This window comes from Dyella soli, from assembly GCF_054482295.1.
Map to the genome: position 1 here is coordinate 575,491 of NZ_JBTFFU010000002.1, position 17,641 is coordinate 593,131.

The window sequence follows — 17,641 nt, forward strand, 5'->3', positions numbered from 1 at the left end:
GCCCATGCGCAAACTGAGCACCAGCCTCGCCCTCGTCCTGCTCGTGGTGGCCGCGTTGATCGCCGGCCCCGCGGCAGCCCAGTCGCTCAACGTCGACATTGTCGGCGGTCTGAAGACCGCCACGCCCATCGCCGTGGTGCCGTTCGCCCAGGATGGCGGCGCGCCATTGTCCACGGACGTGGCCGACGTCATCCGCAACGACTTCAACCGCTCGGGCAAATTCCGTTCGCTGGCCAAGAGCGACATCGTGGAGATGCCCTCCAAGGGCGCTGACATCAAGTTCGCCACCTGGCGCCTGCTCAAGCAGGACTACATCACCGTGGGCCGCATCAGCGATGCGGGCGGCGGCATGCTGCGGGTGGAATACGAGCTGTGGGACGTCAACAGGCAGCAGAACCTGCTGGCCCAGGCATTCACCGCCCCGGCCGGGGACCTGCGTGGCGTGGCGCACCAGATCGCCGACCAGATCTACGAGAAGATCACCGGCGTGCGCGGTGCGTTCTGGACGCGCATTGCGTACATCACCGCCGTGGGCCTGGGCAACAACACCACTTATTCGCTGATCGTGGCCGATTCGGACGGCTATAACCCGCAAGTTGTTGCGCGCTCGCGCGAGTCGCTGTTGTCGCCGTCGTGGTCGCCCGATGGCCGCAAGATTGCCTACGTCTCGTTCGAGAGCGGCAACTCGGCTATCTACGTGCAGGACATCACCACCGGTTCCCGTCAGCTGATTTCCGCCCGGGCGAAGGGCATCAATGGCGCTCCGGCCTGGTCGCCCGATGGCAGCAAGCTGGCGCTGGCCCTGTCCTACGTGGGCAACCCGGAGATCTACTCGCTCGACCTGGGCTCCCGTCAGGAAACCCGCCTGACCAACAACCTGGCGATCGACACCGAGCCGCGCTGGACCCCGGACGGCCAAAGCATCATCTTTACGTCCGACCGTTCTGGCCGTCCGCAGCTCTACCAGATGCCTGCATCGGGCGGCTCGGCTGACCGCATCACCTTCCAGGGCCAGTTCAACGCCAATGCCTCGGTCAGCTACGACGGCAAGCAGATCGCGATGGTGCAGGGCAACGGGAACGTGTATCGTATTGCCATAATGGATCGCAGTCTGGGTGGGCAGGTGCGCTTCATCTCGCCGGGTCCGATCGATGAAACTCCGAGTTTCGCGCCCAATGCCAGCATGCTGTTGTATGCCGCCTCCGAAGGCCGTCGTGGTGTCTTGTACGCCGTATCGGCCGATGGCCTGGTCAGGCAGCGTCTCGTGCTGGCCGATGGCGACGTTCGCGAGCCGGCCTGGGGTCCCTACCGGCAGCGTTGACCAGTTCATGTCGTGACGCGCAAGCGTCACGGCCATGTGATCCGGGCGTGAAGCTTCACGCGACACTCCGGATCAAGCAGCTTGTCGGTTGCGACCATGCGTCGCAGTCGACGGGCCAGGCGGTCGCGAGACAGCGCGCCGCCGGCAGCAAATGTCAAAATAACAGCCGGTTCACCGGCGATCACTGTCCCGAAACCGCAATCATTATTGACTGTCGGAACTCAAACCTGTTTGAAGGAACGTCCACCATGAATAAGACCGTTCGCGTCGCCCTGGTCGCCCTGCTCTGCGTTGGCGCGGCCGCATGTACGAAGAAGGCGGAAACCAAGCCGCAGGCTCCCGTGGAGCAGGCTCCGGTTGCCCAGGCCCCGGCCGGCCCGGCCAAGTTCACCCCGGCTGACCTCGACACCGACGCTTGCCTGCGTCAGCGCGTCGTGTACTTCGACTTCGACAAGGAAGAAATCAAGCCGGAGTTCCAGCAGATCATGGCGTGCCACGCCAAGTACCTGCAGGATCGCCCGATGGCGCAGATCCGCCTGGAAGGCAACGCCGACGAGCGCGGCACCCGCGAGTACAACCTCGGCCTGGGTGAGCGTCGTGGCAATGCCGTGTCCAGCGCCCTGCAGTCGAACGGCGGCTCGGCCAGCCAGATCAACGTGATCTCGTACGGCAAGGAAAAGCCGGTGTGCCGTGAGCACAACGAAGACTGCTGGAGCAAGAACCGTCGCGTCGAGATCGTCTACACGGCGAAGTAATGAAGAAGCGACTGGCTAACAGCTTCACAGCCAGGATGGGCATGGCGGGCGCATTTGCGTCCGCCATGCTTTTTGTCGTCCCGGCCATGGCGCAGGACTCGCGACTGAGCCTTGCCGACCGCGTTGCGCGGCTCGAGCAGCAGGCGCAGAACCAGAACCAGGGCGGCACCACGCTGGTCAACCAGGTGCAGGCGCTGCAATCGCAATTGCAGCAGATGCAGGGCCAGGTCGAGGAACTGCAGCACCAGCTGCAGGAAGCAAACGACCGCAACAAAGCGCAGTACACGGATCTTGATTCGCGCCTGGGCCGCATCGAAGGTGGCGCCGGGGCAGCAGGCAATACCGCAGGCGCGGCCGGCACGACCACCCCGGCAGCGGCCGCGAGCGCGGCTCCGCCGGCGGCGACCGCTACGGACGGCGGAAAAGGCAAGGGTGGCAAGGCGCCTGCGGGCGGCACGGCCGCGCCAGCCAACGCCCAGGCGGCCTACGACGATGCCTTCAAGGCGCTGCGTGGCGGCGACTACGTGCAGGCGTCGCGCGGGTTTCGCGGTTTCATCCAGCAGTACCCCGACAGTCCGCTGACGCCCAATGCCTATTACTGGCTGGGCGAGTCGTACTACGGCGCCATGAACTACCCGATCGCGCTGGAAGTCTTCCAGCACCTGCTGAGCCAGTATCCGCAGAGCGACAAGGCGCCCGATGCCATGCTCAAGCTGGGCTACACGCAGCTCGAACTCAAGCAGGTCGATGCGGGCAAGACCACGCTGAAGAGCGTTTCCACCAAATATCCGGGTTCCAAGGCCGCTGGCCTGGCCCAGGAGCGCCTGCGTCGTCTGCAGCTGCAGCCGGCCAATTGAGGTAGCCGTTGTGAGTGGCAGTAAAGCAAGCGTGGCGTCCGGCACGTCAGCGCCTGCACAGGCCGAGCGCCTGCGCATCACCGAGATCTTCCATTCGATCCAGGGCGAGGCCGACGCCATCGGCTGGCGCACCGTGTTCGTGCGGCTGACCGGTTGTCCGTTGCGCTGCGTGTGGTGCGATACCGAGTATTCCTTCTACGGTGGCGACTGGCGCGCCATCGATGACATCGTGGCCGAGGTGGCGTCCCACGGCGCCAGGCATGTCTGCGTGACGGGTGGTGAGCCGCTGGCGCAGAAGCGCTGCCTGATCCTGCTCAAGCGCCTGTGTGATGCCGGACATGACGTGTCGCTGGAAACCTCCGGTGCGCTGGACGTGTCCCTGGTCGATCCCCGCGTGCGCAAGGTGATGGACCTGAAGGCGCCCGATTCCGGCGAGTCTGCGCGCAATCTGTGGTCAAACCTTGATCACCTGCTGCCGCACGATCAGGTGAAGATCGTCATTGCCAGCCGCGCCGATTACGAATGGGCGCGCGAGACGGTGGCCGCGCATGGCCTGATCTCGCGCTGCATGGTGCTGTTCTCGCCGGTGCACGGCGCGATCCAGCCGCGCGAACTGGCCGAGTGGATCATCGAGGACAGGCTCGATGTGCGTTTCCAGCTGCAGCTGCACAAGCTGCTGTGGAACGACGAGCCCGGACATTGAATCCGGGAGTGAGTGGAGAGCAGTGAGAAGTGCGGGAGAGCCTCCTCTGCTTTTCTCACTCCTCGCGACTCATTCCTCGCTGCACGCGCATCGGCCTGTGTTGCCGTTGGCGCTTTTCGGCCGGTGACCGGCCCGACCTAGGTGGATGCAACTCATGTCTCAGGAATCTCCCCGCAAGGCCGTCGTGCTCGTCTCCGGCGGCATGGACTCGGCTGTCACCATCGCGTTGGCTCGTGAGCAGGGCTATCAGGTGCATGCGCTGAGCGTTGCATACGGCCAGCGGCACAGCGCCGAACTGGCCGCGTCGGAACGCGTTTCGCGCGCACTGGGCGCGGTGGAGCACAAGACGGTGCAAGTCGACCTGCGCACCATCGGCGGGTCGGCCCTCACGGCCGATATCGACGTGCCGGTCGATCAGGCCGGCGATGTGGGCATTCCGGTCACTTACGTGCCGGCGCGCAACACCATCATGCTGTCCATTGCTTTGGGCTGGGCCGAGGTGCTCGGTTCCACCGACATCTGGTGCGGCGTCAATGCAGTGGACTACTCGGGCTACCCGGACTGCCGGCCGGCCTTCATCGAGGCCTTCGAGCAGCTCGCCAATGTGGCAACCAAGGCTGGCGTGGAGGGCGCGGGCATTCGCGTCCATGCGCCGCTGATGCGCATGAGCAAGGCCGATATCGCCCGCGAGGGCCAGCGCCTGGGCGTCGATTTCTCGATCACCGTGAGCTGTTACCAGGCCGATGCGGAAGGGCTCGCCTGCGGTCATTGCGATGCCTGTCGCCTGCGCGCACAGGGCTTTGTCGCTGCCGGATTGCCCGACCCGACCCGGTACGCATGAACGACTTTGCTTGTGCCATCGGCCACAAGCTCATAAAATTGCGGGCTTGCCTTTGAAGATGGGCCGTTAGCTCAGTCGGTAGAGCAGTAGACTTTTAATCTATTGGTCCCGAGTTCGAATCTCGGACGGCCCACCAAAGCATCCAAGGACTTGCGGAAACGCGGGTCCTTTTTTTGTGGCGAACCTCGCGCAGGCGTTTTGCCGGGGCCAAAAAAAGCCCTCTGCGTGAGGGCTCGCAAAATGCGTAAGGGCGCATGGCGGCCCGGCTTCGGCGCCGGAGTCCGTCGGATCAGTCGTCTGTGGGCTTGCGACGGAGAAACCACTGTCGCGGGTGCTCTCCCGACGTCAGGCTTGCGATGCCCAGTACGGCCGCGACGGCCGCCCCATTGGCAAGGATGTGGAAAAGCATGACTCCCCCCGGAGTTGTCGTCGTGAAATCTTGCTGTAACAAACGGGGGTTGGCAAGCCTGGGCTTCATGGCCCGGGAAACGGGCGCTGTGCCCGGGTCGGCAGGTCGTCCACGGCTCCGCCGGTCAGCCTGCCTGCCGCCAGGCGGGCGAGGGGTGGTTGCGTGGCGTCGTATGGCGCTCCATCGCCGGCATGCAGGGTAGCTCGAACCAGAACGTGCTGCCGCTCCCCGGTTCGGAGCGCAGGCCAATGCGCGTACCCAGCAAGCGTGCCAGGCGTTCGGCGATGGCCAGGCCCAGGCCATAGCCGCCGCGCCGTTCGTTCTCGGCGGTCTGCAGCTGCACGAATTCCTCGAAGATGCGCTGCTGGTGGATGACGGCAATGCCCGGGCCGTTGTCGCGGACTTCGATGCGGATGGCCTGCCCGCGACGCCGTGCGGCGATCAGCACGCGACCGTGCGCCGCATTGCTGATGGCGTTGCTGGCCAGCTGGTAGAGCAGGCTGGCCGCGACATCGGCGTCGCCATGCAAGTGGTGATGGCTGCCACGCCACACCAGCGTGACCTGCTGCAGGGCGGCTTCGTGGCTGAGTGAGGTGCGGTCGCGCATGAACAACTCGGCCGCCGTGAAGCCGACTGGCTTGACGGCGATGACCCCTGCATCCAGGCGCGAGATCTCCAGCAGGGCGTCCAGCAGCCGGGTCATGGCAGCGATGCTGCTGCGCATCTGCCGCAACAAGGATTGCTGCTCGCCGTCGCTGTTGGATTCGGTATCGCTGTCGAGGCTGCCGGCGAACAACTCCAGTGCCTGCAGCGGCTGGCGGAAGTGGTGGCTCACCAGGGCGATGAACTGTGACTTGCTGCGGGTGGCCGCCTGGCTCTGGCGCAGGCGGTCCAGTGCTTCGATGGCATTGTCGCGCTGGATGGCGTTCCAGTCGCGACGCTGTTCCTCTTGCAGGTCGGACAAGTGTTGCAGGGTCTGCCTGACCTGCTCGAACTCGGCGCTGGCCGGCGCCGCGTCCGGGGTCGGGTGGCGTGCATTGACCAGTTCATGCAGTGCGCCCTGGACCTGCGACAGCGGCTCGAGCACGCGGTGGCGGAGCGTGAGCCGGGCCAGCCAGGCGAGCAGCAAGATGCCGACGGCGCAAAGGCCGCCCAGCAACCACACGAGGCCCTGGGCGCGGTGCAGCGACGCGGTGTCGACCTGCAGGCTCAGCCACGACGGCACATGGCTGTTGCCGGTCAGTTCGCTGCGATAGATGGCGCCGCCCTGGACACCGGCCGGTCCGCTGCTCCAGAGGCTGCCATCGGGTCGATGCAGTTCGACGCGAAGCAGCCGCTCGTCCTGGCCGTTGTCATGCATCGTCTGGTCGAGCGCGGCCTGGGGCGAGGTGCCTTCGTCGGTTTCCAGCTGTCGGGCCAGGCGTTCCATGCGCAGGCTGATCGCGGCATCGGTGCGTTCGCCGAGGTTGTGTGTCTGTTGCACGCACAGCGCCAGCACCAGCGCCAGCGCGGCGATCGTGCCCGGCAGTACTACGTCGATGAACAGGCGGGGCAGCAGGTGTGGGCGCGACTCCATCGCTCAGACCTCCCCTGGACGGAAGCCCGGCAGGAGCGGCCCCCTGCACGACCCCGGGGTCCGTTGGCAGAGCGAGACGTGAGTCGGCAGCATGGTGTGGACCCGCGGCAAGGTAGGCAATCCGGTCGGCCTGGGCGCAGCTTCCCCGAGGGAATTGGCCTGCATGGCACTCTAAAGAATCAGCCCGGGCGCGACGATAAGCACTTCGTTCTAGCGCCTGCCGCCATAGAGCGAACGGCCTAGCTGGATCTGCCGGCACGGCCTGGCGGTGGCCCACCGCAGGCCGCGGCCGCGTCGCCGCCGAACGCGCCGCATGACGCCGGCCGGCTTTGGCGTTACCTTCCTCACCCGCAGGGTCCGACGGACCTACTGGAGAACATCATGTCTGCACGTTGTCGCTGGTTGCTCGCCGTCTCCCTGTTGGGTTTCACCGGTCTGGCCCTCGCGCAGGACCTGCCTGCGGACATGCCCAAGCGCAAGGCGGGCCTGTGGGAGGTGCAAACCGGCGGCATGGGTGGTCGTCCGCAGACGATGAAGCTCTGTCTCGATGCCGACACCGACCGGGCCATGTACCAGATGGGCACCAAGGTGCGCGGCCAGGCATGCAGCAAGCTCGACATCAGCATGAAGGGCCAGGTCCTGGTGTCGGACGCGGTGTGCAAGCTGGACGGTCCGAACGGACCGATCAACATGACCAGCCACAGCGAGACGCAGTTCCAGGGCGACACCGCCTACCAGACCACGGGCCATATCAAGTACGAGCCGGCGGTGATGGGGCAGGCCGAGATGCCGCTGACCAGTTCGGGGCGTTGGGTGGGGCCCTGCGCAGCAGGCCAGAAGCCCGGCGACATGGTCATGCCCAATGGCACGACGATGAACATGAAGGACATGCAGCACTGATTCGGCGCGAGGGTGTGCGCGACCTGCCGCGCACACCCGTCAGCCCGGTCCCGTGCCGGGTTGCAGCACGCGCAGATGACTCAAGGCGACAGCTTGGCCCGCTGCCGGATCAGAACACGACGGTCCAGCTGGACGGTTCATCGGCGTCGTCGCTGGCGCGGTCGATCTTGGCCTCGTAGGGCGCTTCACCGGCGCCGCCCGTCGGCGCAATGCGGAACGGGCTGGCGTGTGCGCAGTTCACATGCAGCGGCGGTGGTGCATGGGCGGCGGCTTCCGGTTCGGTGCGGATCTGGCAGGACTCGCGAATGGTCAGGCTTACCGAAAAGCTCGCCGTCGCCGCGGCCCGGACGCCACCGGCGTGCAGCATGCCCGCCAGCGCCATGGCCGCGATTCCCGATGCCTTCCACTTTGACTGCATAAGCGCTTCGCACTCCCGCGGTAGCAACGCCACCGCCCTCCGGAATTGCCCAGACGAGTCCTGAAAACGGCTGTCTCCAAAACACTGTCGGCAGGGCCGCGGGGAACTTGAGGCCTGTTCCGCAAGAAAATCACGCATCCAGGCGGACCCGCCGGAGGTGGCAGGGGCCCGCATCAACGCTGGGTTATGGTGTTCCCCATGCCTGTCACGTGGGCGTGACCGGCATGCGAAGGCGGCATCAAGGCCTGGTAGGGGCCATCAACTGGCGTATCAGCGCTTCGTGCTCGGCATCGATACGCCGCAGGCGTGTCTGCATGGCGCTGTCACTGACCCACTGCGCGCTGTAGACGCGGCGGCGATCGAGGTTGAACTCGATGTCCGCGAACGGCACCAGGGTTTCGTTGCCGGCGGGGGAGAACCCGCTGATGTCATGGATGAGCTGCAGCTTGGCCAGCTCGGCGGCGGCGTTGCGGCCCTTGCCATACGACGTCAGCGCCGCGGTGACGCGCTGGCGCAGCTCGGCCGGCAGGTCGGTCCGCATGACCACCACGGCGTGGGGAATCAGTGCGGAAGTCCACAACACGCGCAAGCGCGCGTACTGGTCGGGGAATCGCTTGGCAAAGCGCTCGAAATCGGCCGTGTTGTTGGTGGCCACGTCAACTTCGTTGTTGGCCACGGCCAGCGCATTGTTCTGGTGGTTGTCCACCATGACGCTGGCGAAGAACGTATCGGAGTCGAGCTTGCGATTGGCGAACAGCTGGGTCTCGGGCACCAGATAGCCGGACACCGACAGGACTTCGCCACGCGCATAACGCAGCCGGCCCGGCTGGCGAAACATGTCGTCGACGCTGTGCAGCGGGGAGTCCTTGCCCACCAGCAGCAGGGAGTAGTAGCCACGCGAACCGTTGGTGCGGGTGAGCTGGGCGATCACCTGCATGCGATCGCGCGTGACCGCGTCCAGTGCCAGGCGACCGGATACGAAGGCGAAGTCGACGCGCTCCTCGGCCATGGCCTGGCCCAGCCCTTCGTAAGTGCTCACGGAAAGGCTGTGGATCGGCAGGTGCAGCGCGCGGCTGAGGTCGTCCAGCATCGGTCGCCAGGCTTCCAGCGATTCCGTGGGGCCGCCCATCGGCAGGATGCCGAAGGTCAGCGCGCGGATGTGGGTGCCCCGATCCGGTGGCGGGCTGGCGGCGACCGGGCGCGCGACGAGGACACAGGCGACGAGACCGGCCAGCAGCCACCGGGCCACGCGTGACCCGGTCGGACAAAGCCAACGGCTTGAGGCCCATGCCATCCGCAACGTGTTATCCCCCCCCACGGGCCGGCCGAGATGCCCGGTCGGCCATGCAGGACCATGCAGGCGTCCTGTCCGCGGCAGAATACGCCGCTCATGTCAGTGCCGGGTGAAAGCCGTTAGATCCCGCTGATGCGCCGGGAGGCCACCACCGCTTCGACGCGATTGCGCACGTTGAGTGCGCGGAAAATTGCCGCAAGGTGGATCTTTACCGTGCCTTCGCTGATGCCCAGGTCGCGTGCGATGAGCTTGTTGGGCTTGCCCTGCGAGAGCAGGCGCAGGACATCGATCTGGCGCTCGGTGAGCAATTTGCGCAGGCGCTCTTCCAGCGAATCGCTCGGCGAAGGGTGCACCATGGCGGGCGTTGCCTGGCCCGTCGCGCCAGCCAGGTCGGGGCGCTCCTGCAGCAGCAGGGGTGGCACATAGACGCCACCGGAGAGCACCAGCCTGACAGCCGACAGCATCACTTCCGGCGAATAGGCCTTGGGTATGAAGCCCGCCACGCCCATGGCCAGCAGGCCTTTCATCAGGGCCGGGTCTTCCGATCCGGACAGCACGATGACCGGCACGTGGGGCAGGATCTCGATCACCTCGGCCAGGTGCTCGCTGCCCTGCACGCCGGGCATGGCCAGATCGACCAGGGCGAGTTCGAGCGACACCGCCTCGGGATCATGAATCGCTTCGCGCAATTCGGCCAGATCCATGGCGATGACAAATTCGGTGTCCGGCCCAAGCTCGCCCAGCTTGAGCTTGACCCCTTCGACAATCAGCCGATGGTCGTCCGCGATCAGTATGCGCATCTCGTTCCCCATGGCGCCATGCCGCATTCCCATCGCCGCACGCCCGCTTGACGCAACATAGCCCCAGGCAGCCCGCGCGGCAACCTCGGCCACGCTTACGAACGGCCTAGTCTCAAGGTGATATGGCCCGCCCATGGGGCGATCACGAGAATCAAAACGCTGCGATGGGGGAATCGCTCATGCCAACGATGCGCAAGACCAGCGGTGGCCCTGACGGCGCAGCCTACACAGGGCGTCCTCACGCCGAGGCCGCCGGAGCATGCATGTGATGAAGGTGAGGCTCGTGGCCTCTGCTGCCGCAGGACGCTAGACACCGTGCGTTTGCTTGAGTGTTTCGCGCCCTTGTTCTCGCTTGGCCTGGCGATTGACGATCAGCCGGCAACGCCGGTTGCCCGCGACGAGCTTGCCCCCCTGCAGACCCGCGTGCGCGTCCTGATCGAACAGGCGCGGAGCATGGCGCTCGCCCAGGGCAAGGCCATGACCGACGTGGAGATCGCCGGCTTCGCCGTGGTGGCCTGGTTCGACGAAATCGTGATGCGCCAGGCCGCGCGCCTGGAAAAGGTCACGCCCCTGCAGGTGTCGCTGTTCCACACCGGCAACGCCGCCAGCGAATTCTTCGACCAGCTGGCCCGGCTGGAGGGCGACGCCGAGGAAGTGCGCGAGGTCTACGGCATGGCGCTGCTGCTCGGCTTCACGGGCCAGTATTACTACGAGAAGAACGACAGCGGCGAGCTCGGGCGCATCAAGGCGCTGCACTGCCGGCCGTATGCCGGTGCCGCGAGCCTGCTGCAGTCGCTGCATCGGGATGCCATCACGCCGCAACCTTATGTCGTGCCCGACTCGCCTGCCCGACGGTTGCCGGCGCCGTGGGCGGGCAGTCGTCCTTCCTTGCTGGTTGCCGCCACGGTGGTGTTCCTGGTGCTGGTGACCTTCGTGGCCCCGGTCTTCAGCGGCGCCATGTCCGCGCAGGCCTGGTATCTGGCCGGCGTGGCCGTTGCGCTGGCCGGTGCACTGGGATGGGGCGGCGCCCAGTACTGGCACCAGCGGGCGGTGATGCGCGCCGTCGGCAACCCGGAGAGCGGTTACGGCTGGGCCAGCGCATGGGCATCGCTGGTGAGCGCCGCGCGCCGGGCACGCGGCGCCGTGCTGCATCCGTTCCGTCGCCGCGGCTCGTGGGGGCAGTTGTCGCGGCGGCCATGGCTGTTGTTTCTCGGCGATCGCGCGGCCAACGTCGAGGGCCTGCTGCAGGCGGCGTCCCATGCCGCCCATGCGCGCAAGGTGCCCGGCGACAACGTATCCAGGCCGTGGCCGTGGTGGGTGTTCAAGTCGCTGGTGGCGATCCACGCGGACCCGCGCCTGGTCGAGCCCCAGGAAGACATGGATGCCGATGCGTCGTCGTGGTCGCGTGGCCTGGGCCTGGTGGCGCGCGAGCGCCGCAAGCTGCCGCTCGATGGCATCGTGCTCTGCATTTCGGTGCACACTTTGCTCGAACGCGGCGAGCCGCTTGCGGCCACCGCCGCGAGATTGCGCGATCTTGCCCGGGACGCCACCACCCGGCTGCAACTGCAGCTGCCGGCATACATCGTGGTGACGGGACTGGAGTCGTTGCCCGGGCATGCCGCCTTCAAGGCGGCGCTTCCCTCGGCCGTGCTTCGACGCGTGCTCGGCTGGCGCGTGCCGATGGCCGATGGCAGCCATGGACGCCTGGACGGCTATCTGGAGTCGATGGCCGAGCGCATCCGTGCCGTCGGCCTGGCCGCGTTGTCCGCCCGGCGCGACCTGCACGGGCGGCGCGAGGTCTACGAATTCGTGCGCGCGCTGCTCGATCTGCGGCATGGGCTGCGCGAGTTCATCGATGCCCTGGCCGCGGGGGATGAAAGCACGGCCACGCGCCTGCGCTGCTGCGGCGTCTATCTCACCGGCACGCCGTCCGCGGGTGCGCCGGGGGGCGAATTCGTCGGCGATCTGTTCAGCCGCTTCCTGCCGGGCGACTGGATCCTGGCGCGTCGGACAGGATGACGGCTGCGACCACGACCGCTGCGCCGCGGCGCTCGTCGGCCGGCTTCATGCCACCGTGGAGCGCGCGGCGTTCCACGCGGCCATCATCGCCTCGCGCAGTTGCTCGGGCGATACCGGCTTGTAGAGCACCGGAATGCGCGCGGCCATGATCTCGCGCAGCCGGTCGCTGCGTGTCTCGCCGGTAATCAGCAGGCGCGGGAACGGCATGTTCCCTTCCTGCTGATAGTGCTGGTCGAGCGCCGCCAGCACGTCCAGTCCGCTTTCGCCATCGCGCAAGCGCAGGTCGGAGATCACGATGTCGGGTGGCAGCGGCCAGTCTTCCGCGGCCAGCAGCGCCTGCGTGCGATCTTCCGCCACGGCGACCTCGCAGCCCCAGCTGCGCAATAGATAGCGGATGCCGGACAGGATCGCCGGCTCGTCGTCGATCACCAGTACCCGCATGCCCGACACGTCCAGCGGCGCTTCATCGGTGGACGCGTGGAACACCTGCTGCGGCGGCACTTCCGGCAGGTGGAAGCTGAACACGCTGCCGCGGCCGAGGTGCGATTTCAGCAGCACCTGCGTATCGAGCAGCTCAGCCAGTCGCTGCACCGTGGCCAGGCCAAGTCCCAGTCCCCGCCGCGGCCCGGAATCGTGCTCGCTGGTGCTATGGCATTCGACCCGGTAGAACTCGTCGAACACGCGTGCCTGGTGTTCCGGCGCGATGCCGGTGCCGGTGTCCCACACATCCACGCGCACGGTGTCGTCGAGTCGGCGGCGCGCCACCACCAGCACGCCGCCCTCATGCGTGTAGCGCAGTGCATTGCTGACCAGGTTGTTGAGGATGCGCGCCAGCATCGTGCGGTCGCTGCGCACCCACAGGTTGGTGGCGCGCATGATCAGGCGCAGCCCGTGCTGCTCGGCGATCATGCGGAAGTTGCGGCTTACTTCCTCGAACACCTGGTCGAGCGGGAATTCGGTGATCTCGATCTGCATCGCGCCGGTCTCCAGCCGGGACAGGTCGAGCAGTTCGCTGAAGAGGTGGTCGAGCGCCTCGACGCATTCCTGGATGTGGGCGATGCGATCGAGGCGCACCGGGTCGCGTTCGTCCACGGCGAGCGACGAGGAGAACAGGGTCAGGGCGTACAGCGGCTGGCGCAGGTCGTGCGAGGCGGCGGCCAGGAAGCGCGCCTTGGCCACGCTGGCGGCCTCCAGTGCCGCGTTCTTGCGCGCCAGTTCCACGGTGGCGTGCTCGATCTCCTTTTCCATGCTGCGTTGCACGTCGAACAACGCCAGTGCCGCGCTGTTGAAGCCACGCTGCAGTTCGCCGATTTCCGTCTGGTCGGTGACCTCGACCTCGACATGCCGGTCGCCACGGCCAAGCTGGTGCACGGCGGCGACGAGACGGCGCAACGGGGCGCTGATCCAGCGCGCGGCCTGCCAGCCAATGACGGCGGCGGCGAACAGGCTGACGGCCAGGGCGATCAGGGCGTGCCGCAGGCTTGCCTGTTGGGCCGCAATGGCATCGCTGAGGCTGACGTCCACCATCACCGAACCGAGCACGGGCTGGCCGGGTTGGTCGGTGCCGATGACGTCGCGCACGACGGTGAGGCTGTCGGTCGTGTTGGTTCCGCTGCGCCCGAGGCTGTCGGCCAGGATCTCGCCATCGGCGGCGCGAATCTGCACGCGTGCCACATGGGGTAGTTCGCCGATCGACTCGGCGATGCGCACCAGTTCGCGGCGCTGCATGTCGCGCAGGGGAGCCATCGATACCGAGGCTGCCTGCGTCGCGATGGCATCGGCGGTGTTCTGCGCCATGCCGCGCAAGGTGATCAACTGGTGGCGGGTGAGCATCACCACCAGCAGCGTGGCCGTCACCAGGGTGGGAACGAGCGCGACCAGGGCCAGTCGCTGCATGAGCGACGTGCGCCGCCACCACCGCACCGTGCGGGAGTTCGCCCCTGAACCCATTGGCCGTGACCCCATCCGGCGCTCTCAGCGCCAAGCTGCGTCAGCCTAGCGCGATTTGGCGGGCCAGACAGCTAGGCCATTGGCAGAGGGGTATCCCCTACATTTCCGGGCGATTGGCCTCGGTGGGGCGCACCTCGCGGCGGCGGAAGCGGCTGAGGCGCTCGACGATCAGCGGCAGCAGGGCGAGCACGCCGATCGCGCTCAGCGGCATCCAGACCGAGCGCTGCATCAGCAGGCCGATGCCAAAGTGGCCCTGGCTGTGGGCCAGCGCTTCGCCAAGCCCGGTCCCGATCGACGTCTCGAAGATCAGGGAGACCGTGCCGCCCAGCCAGCTGGCGCCGAGGAACAGCCACAGCGGACAGCGCAGCCAGGCCAGCGCCACCGTGATCAGGCCGAAGGGCGCCACCGGTACGAAACGCAGGAACATGGTGTAGGCCACGGGGTGGCGCTCGAAACCGTGGTGCAGCTTGTCCACCAGGGCCGGCGGGTGCCTGCTGCCGGCGCCGAAGGCATAGCGGCTGGCCAGGAACAGGATCAGCGTGCCCAGGGTGAGCCCGATGGAGGAATAGATGCTTCCCTCCAGGGTGCCGAAGGCGAAGCCGCCGGCCATGATGATGACGACGGTGCCGGGGATGCCGGTGGACACGGCCAGGGTCAGCAGGCCGATGAAGGCGATGCGGCTGAGCCAGGGCTCATCGGCAATCTGCGCGCGCAGCTGGGCCTGGTGCCGCACCAGCTCCTCGGGATGCAGGCGGTCGAGGATGCCGGAGCTGAACAGCACGATGCCGGCGATGACCAGCAGCAGCAGCGGCAGGGCGGCGCGCAGGCGGCTCAATAGTGTTGCCCGCTCTGGCCGTAGGCAGCCAGCACGCCACGCGCCTGCTCACGCAGGATGTCGCGGCGCACGGCGATGCCGCGGCGTTCGAGCTCACCCACCCAGTCGGCAGGCAGCGGACCCTCGTCGAACTCGGTGAGCTCCTCCACGTCCTCGGCGCGCGCGCCGATCAGCAATGCATCGACACCCGCCCACACCGTGGCGCCGTAACACTGGCAGCAGGGCTGGGCACTGGTGGCGAGCGTGTAGTGGCCGCCATCTTCGTTGATGCGGAAGCTGGCCAGGCGTTGCTGGGCGCTCATGTAGGCCATCATCTCCGCGTGCGCGACCGAACAGGTCTGCGGCACTACGCGATTGACGCCCACCGAGACCAGGCGTCCCTCGGCGTTGAACACCGCAGCACCGAACGGGCCGCCATGGCCGTGTTCGATGTTGTGGCGCGACAACTCGATGGCCAGGCCCACGCGTTCCTCGTCGGTGACGTAGCGCTTGCTGGAATCGGCGACTTCGCCGATCCACGGCGGCAGCGTCAGGTGAATCTGCAGGCGAAGCATGTGACTCTCCCTGTGATGCCGGTGTCAGCCGGCCTGCCTGGTCCATGCGTCACGCAGCGTGACCGTGCGGTTGAACACCGGCGCGCCGGGCTGGTGGTCGAGGCGATCGGCCACGAAGTAGCCCAGGCGTTCGAACTGGTAGCGCTGCTCCGGCGCGGCGTTCGCCGCGGCCGGTTCCAGCCAGGCGCGGACCACGCGCTTGGCTTCCGGGTTGATATGTTCGATCCATGTCTTGCCGTCGCTTTCGTCGTCCGGTGCCGGCACGTTGAACAGGCGGTCGTACACGCGCACTTCGGTCGCCACGCCGTGCCTGGCGCTCACCCAGTGGATGGTGCCCTTCACCTTGCGGTCCGCACCGGGCATGCCCTGGCGCGATTCGAGGTCGAGCGAACAGCGCAGTTCGACGACGTTGCCGTCGGCGTCCTTCACCAGTTCGTCGCACTTGACGATGCCCACGCCGCGCAGGCGCACTTCACCTTCGGGCTTGAGGCGATGGAAACCCTTCGGCGGCACCTCGGCGAAGTCCTCGCGCTCGATCCACAGCTCGCGCGAGAACGGCACGTTGCGCGTGCCGAAGCTCTCGTCCTTGGGATGATTGGCGAACGTGAGCTGTTCTTCGTGGCCTTCCGGCAGGTTGGTGATCACCAGCCTGAGCGGATCGAGCACGGCCATGCGGCGCGCCGCGGTGGCGTCGAGGTCCTCGCGGATGCAGTTCTCGAGGATCGAGTAATCGATGATGCTGTTCTGCTTGCTCACGCCCAGGCGTTCGATCAGCAGGCGCAGGCCGGCCGGCGTGAAGCCGCGGCGACGCAGGCCGCGCAGCGTGTTCATGCGCGGGTCGTCCCAGCCGTCGACCAGGTTCTCGTTCACCAGCTGGGCGAGCTTGCGCTTGCTGGTGATGGAGTAGGACAGGTTCAGGCGCGAGAACTCGATCTGTCGCGGCTTGGCCGGCTCGGTGTGGAAGCCGCCTTCGCGCAGGTGCTGCCACAGCTCCGGATGGTTGACCAGGTCCACCTTGTCGACGAACCAGTCGTACAGCGGGCGATGATCTTCGAACTCCAGCGTGCACAGCGAGTGCGTGATGCCTTCCAGCGCATCGGACAGGCAATGCGCGTAGTCGTACATCGGGTAGATCGGCCACGCGTCGCCGGTGTTCTGGTGCGCGATCTTGCGGATGCGGTAGATCGCCGGATCGCGCATGTTCATGTTGCCCGACGCCATGTCGATCTTGGCGCGCAGCGTCTTGGCGCCGTCGGCAAATTCACCGGCACGCATGCGGCGGAACAGGTCGAGGTTCTCCTCCACGCTGCGCTCGCGGAACGGCGAGTTGCGGCCCGGTTCGGTCAGTGTGCCGCGATAGGCGCGCATCTCGTCCGGGTTGAGGTCGTCCACGTAGGCCACGCCGTCCGTGATCAGCTTGATCGCGGCGTCGTAGAACACCTCGAAGTAGTCCGAGGCGTGGCGCAGGTCATGCCATTCGTAACCGAGCCAGCGCACGTCGTCCTTGATGCCCTCGACGAACTCGGGGTCTTCCTTGCCGGGGTTGGTGTCGTCCAGGCGCAGGTTGCACCAGCCGGTGAACTCGCGGGCGATGCCGAAGTTCAGGCAGATCGCCTTGGCGTGGCCGATGTGCAGGTAGCCGTTGGGCTCGGGCGGGAAACGCGTGCGGATCGCATGGTGCTTACCCGAGGCCAGGTCCTCGCGGATGATCTGGCGGATGAAGTCGCGTTGGCCCTCGGCCTGCGGGGTGGCGGGCGAGGCGATGGGTTCAACGGCGGCGTTTTCGGTGGACATCGGGACTCGAAGCTCGTACGCGGTGACGGAAACGAGGAAGTTTACCTTGTCCTAGGTGGGGGTGTTTTGACGGGTTTCAGGGTGGGTAAACCGGGGCTTGGCGCCGCTCATTCAGCGATGTCGGGTGGGTGCGGGCCTGTTGCTGGTGGCCCCCTATCCCGGCGAGGCTGGCCATCCCGTGACTGTGGCTTGGATGGTGACGTGGCGGCCTTTGGCACCCTCTCCCCCTCCGGGGAGAGGGTTGGGGTGAAGGGCGGGTGCTCGCGGTAACGTTGGGGTTGTTTGGTGTCTGTTTGTCGCGCTGCCGCGAGCGTGCTCGCCTCCGGCGGGGTTCCGAGCCGCTGCCGCGGCCCGGGTTACTTCTCTTTGCGTGGCCAAAGAGAAGTAACCAAGAGAAAGGCCACCCCGATGTCGCGCCTTCCGGGCTGCGCCCTCCAGGTGCGCGGACGGGTTACGGCGGTTTGTCGACAGGGCTTCCTGCCCTGACGACAAACTGGCCGGCATCCCTGCCGGCCACCCTCCGGGCTTTTCCCTCCACCCGCCCGCCGCGCCACAGGGGAATGGAGGTCAAATGCAAAGAGCCAGGAGCCACGAGCCACGAGCCTTCGGCTCTTG

General features: G+C 66.8%; 15 protein-coding genes and 1 tRNA gene. 8 read left to right on the forward strand and 8 right to left on the reverse strand.

Features of this window, described 5'->3' with window-relative positions; all coding sequences use genetic code 11:
• Positions 1–4: 4 nt before the first annotated feature.
• The 6 genes from tolB to ACXU4B_RS13040 all read left to right on the forward strand — a co-directional run bounded on the left by tolB (position 5) and on the right by ACXU4B_RS13040 (position 4,613).
• Positions 5–1,321: a Tol-Pal system beta propeller repeat protein TolB gene (tolB, locus tag ACXU4B_RS13015; protein ID WP_131411858.1), complete on the forward strand. Its 1,317-nt coding sequence runs from the start codon at positions 5–7 to the stop codon at positions 1,319–1,321.
• 248 nt (positions 1,322–1,569) lie between these two features.
• The gene (pal, locus tag ACXU4B_RS13020; protein WP_131411854.1) at positions 1,570–2,076 is read left to right on the forward strand and encodes a peptidoglycan-associated lipoprotein Pal; all 507 of its coding nucleotides are present in this window, start codon (positions 1,570–1,572) and stop codon (positions 2,074–2,076) included.
• On the forward strand, positions 2,076–2,933 hold the full coding sequence (gene ybgF, locus ACXU4B_RS13025; protein ID WP_205746593.1) for a tol-pal system protein YbgF: 858 nt from the start codon (positions 2,076–2,078) through the stop codon (positions 2,931–2,933). Before pal ends, ybgF begins: the two co-directional genes overlap by 1 nt.
• A gap of 10 nt (positions 2,934–2,943) precedes the next feature.
• Positions 2,944–3,636: a 7-carboxy-7-deazaguanine synthase QueE gene (gene queE, locus ACXU4B_RS13030; RefSeq protein WP_131411852.1), complete on the forward strand. Its 693-nt coding sequence runs from the start codon at positions 2,944–2,946 to the stop codon at positions 3,634–3,636.
• 154 nt (positions 3,637–3,790) lie between these two features.
• The gene (queC, locus tag ACXU4B_RS13035; protein WP_131411850.1) at positions 3,791–4,477 is read left to right on the forward strand and encodes a 7-cyano-7-deazaguanine synthase QueC; all 687 of its coding nucleotides are present in this window, start codon (positions 3,791–3,793) and stop codon (positions 4,475–4,477) included.
• A gap of 60 nt (positions 4,478–4,537) precedes the next feature.
• A tRNA-Lys gene (locus ACXU4B_RS13040) sits at positions 4,538–4,613 on the forward strand.
• 397 nt (positions 4,614–5,010) lie between these two features.
• Here ACXU4B_RS13040 and ACXU4B_RS13045 read toward each other — a convergent pair.
• Positions 5,011–6,462, reverse strand: a complete 1,452-nt coding sequence (locus ACXU4B_RS13045; protein ID WP_131411848.1) for a sensor histidine kinase — start codon at positions 6,460–6,462, stop codon at positions 5,011–5,013.
• 381 nt (positions 6,463–6,843) lie between these two features.
• On the opposite strand from ACXU4B_RS13045, the gene ACXU4B_RS13050 reads away from it, so the two are divergent.
• Entirely contained in the window at positions 6,844–7,362 is a 519-nt protein-coding gene (locus ACXU4B_RS13050; protein ID WP_131411846.1) for a DUF3617 domain-containing protein, read from the forward strand.
• 109 nt (positions 7,363–7,471) lie between these two features.
• Here the strand turns inward: ACXU4B_RS13050 and ACXU4B_RS13055 are convergent, their stop codons facing one another.
• The 3 genes from ACXU4B_RS13055 to ACXU4B_RS13065 all read right to left on the reverse strand — a co-directional run bounded on the left by ACXU4B_RS13055 (position 7,472) and on the right by ACXU4B_RS13065 (position 9,874).
• Entirely contained in the window at positions 7,472–7,780 is a 309-nt protein-coding gene (locus ACXU4B_RS13055; RefSeq protein WP_131411844.1) for a hypothetical protein, read from the reverse strand.
• Between the two features lie 238 nt (positions 7,781–8,018).
• Positions 8,019–9,029: a phosphate/phosphite/phosphonate ABC transporter substrate-binding protein gene (gene phnD / locus ACXU4B_RS13060; protein WP_240734144.1), complete on the reverse strand. Its 1,011-nt coding sequence runs from the start codon at positions 9,027–9,029 to the stop codon at positions 8,019–8,021.
• A gap of 164 nt (positions 9,030–9,193) precedes the next feature.
• Positions 9,194–9,874, reverse strand: coding sequence for a LuxR C-terminal-related transcriptional regulator (locus ACXU4B_RS13065; RefSeq protein WP_131411840.1), 681 nt, complete (start codon positions 9,872–9,874; stop codon positions 9,194–9,196).
• A 315-nt stretch (positions 9,875–10,189) separates the two neighbouring features.
• On the opposite strand from ACXU4B_RS13065, the gene ACXU4B_RS13070 reads away from it, so the two are divergent.
• Positions 10,190–11,893 (forward strand): type VI secretion protein IcmF/TssM N-terminal domain-containing protein, encoded by a 1,704-nt coding sequence (locus ACXU4B_RS13070; protein ID WP_131411838.1) that lies wholly within the window; start codon positions 10,190–10,192, stop codon positions 11,891–11,893.
• 45 nt (positions 11,894–11,938) lie between these two features.
• Here ACXU4B_RS13070 and ACXU4B_RS13075 read toward each other — a convergent pair whose 3' ends face one another.
• From ACXU4B_RS13075 to ACXU4B_RS13090, 4 genes are all read right to left on the reverse strand, one after another.
• Positions 11,939–13,789, reverse strand: coding sequence for an ATP-binding response regulator (locus ACXU4B_RS13075; protein WP_131411836.1), 1,851 nt, complete (start codon positions 13,787–13,789; stop codon positions 11,939–11,941).
• A 151-nt stretch (positions 13,790–13,940) separates the two neighbouring features.
• Positions 13,941–14,678, reverse strand: coding sequence for a TVP38/TMEM64 family protein (locus ACXU4B_RS13080; protein WP_131411834.1), 738 nt, complete (start codon positions 14,676–14,678; stop codon positions 13,941–13,943).
• Positions 14,675–15,232 carry a nucleoside deaminase gene (locus ACXU4B_RS13085; RefSeq protein WP_131411832.1) on the reverse strand — a complete coding sequence of 186 codons (558 nt, stop codon included), beginning with the start codon at positions 15,230–15,232 and terminating at the stop codon, positions 14,675–14,677. The genes ACXU4B_RS13080 and ACXU4B_RS13085 overlap by 4 nt, the downstream gene beginning before the upstream one ends.
• Positions 15,233–15,256: 24 nt before the next feature.
• Complete coding sequence (locus tag ACXU4B_RS13090) at positions 15,257–17,026, reverse strand: glutamine--tRNA ligase/YqeY domain fusion protein (protein ID WP_131411830.1); 1,770 nt, start codon at positions 17,024–17,026, stop codon at positions 15,257–15,259.
• Positions 17,027–17,641 lie beyond the last annotated feature (615 nt).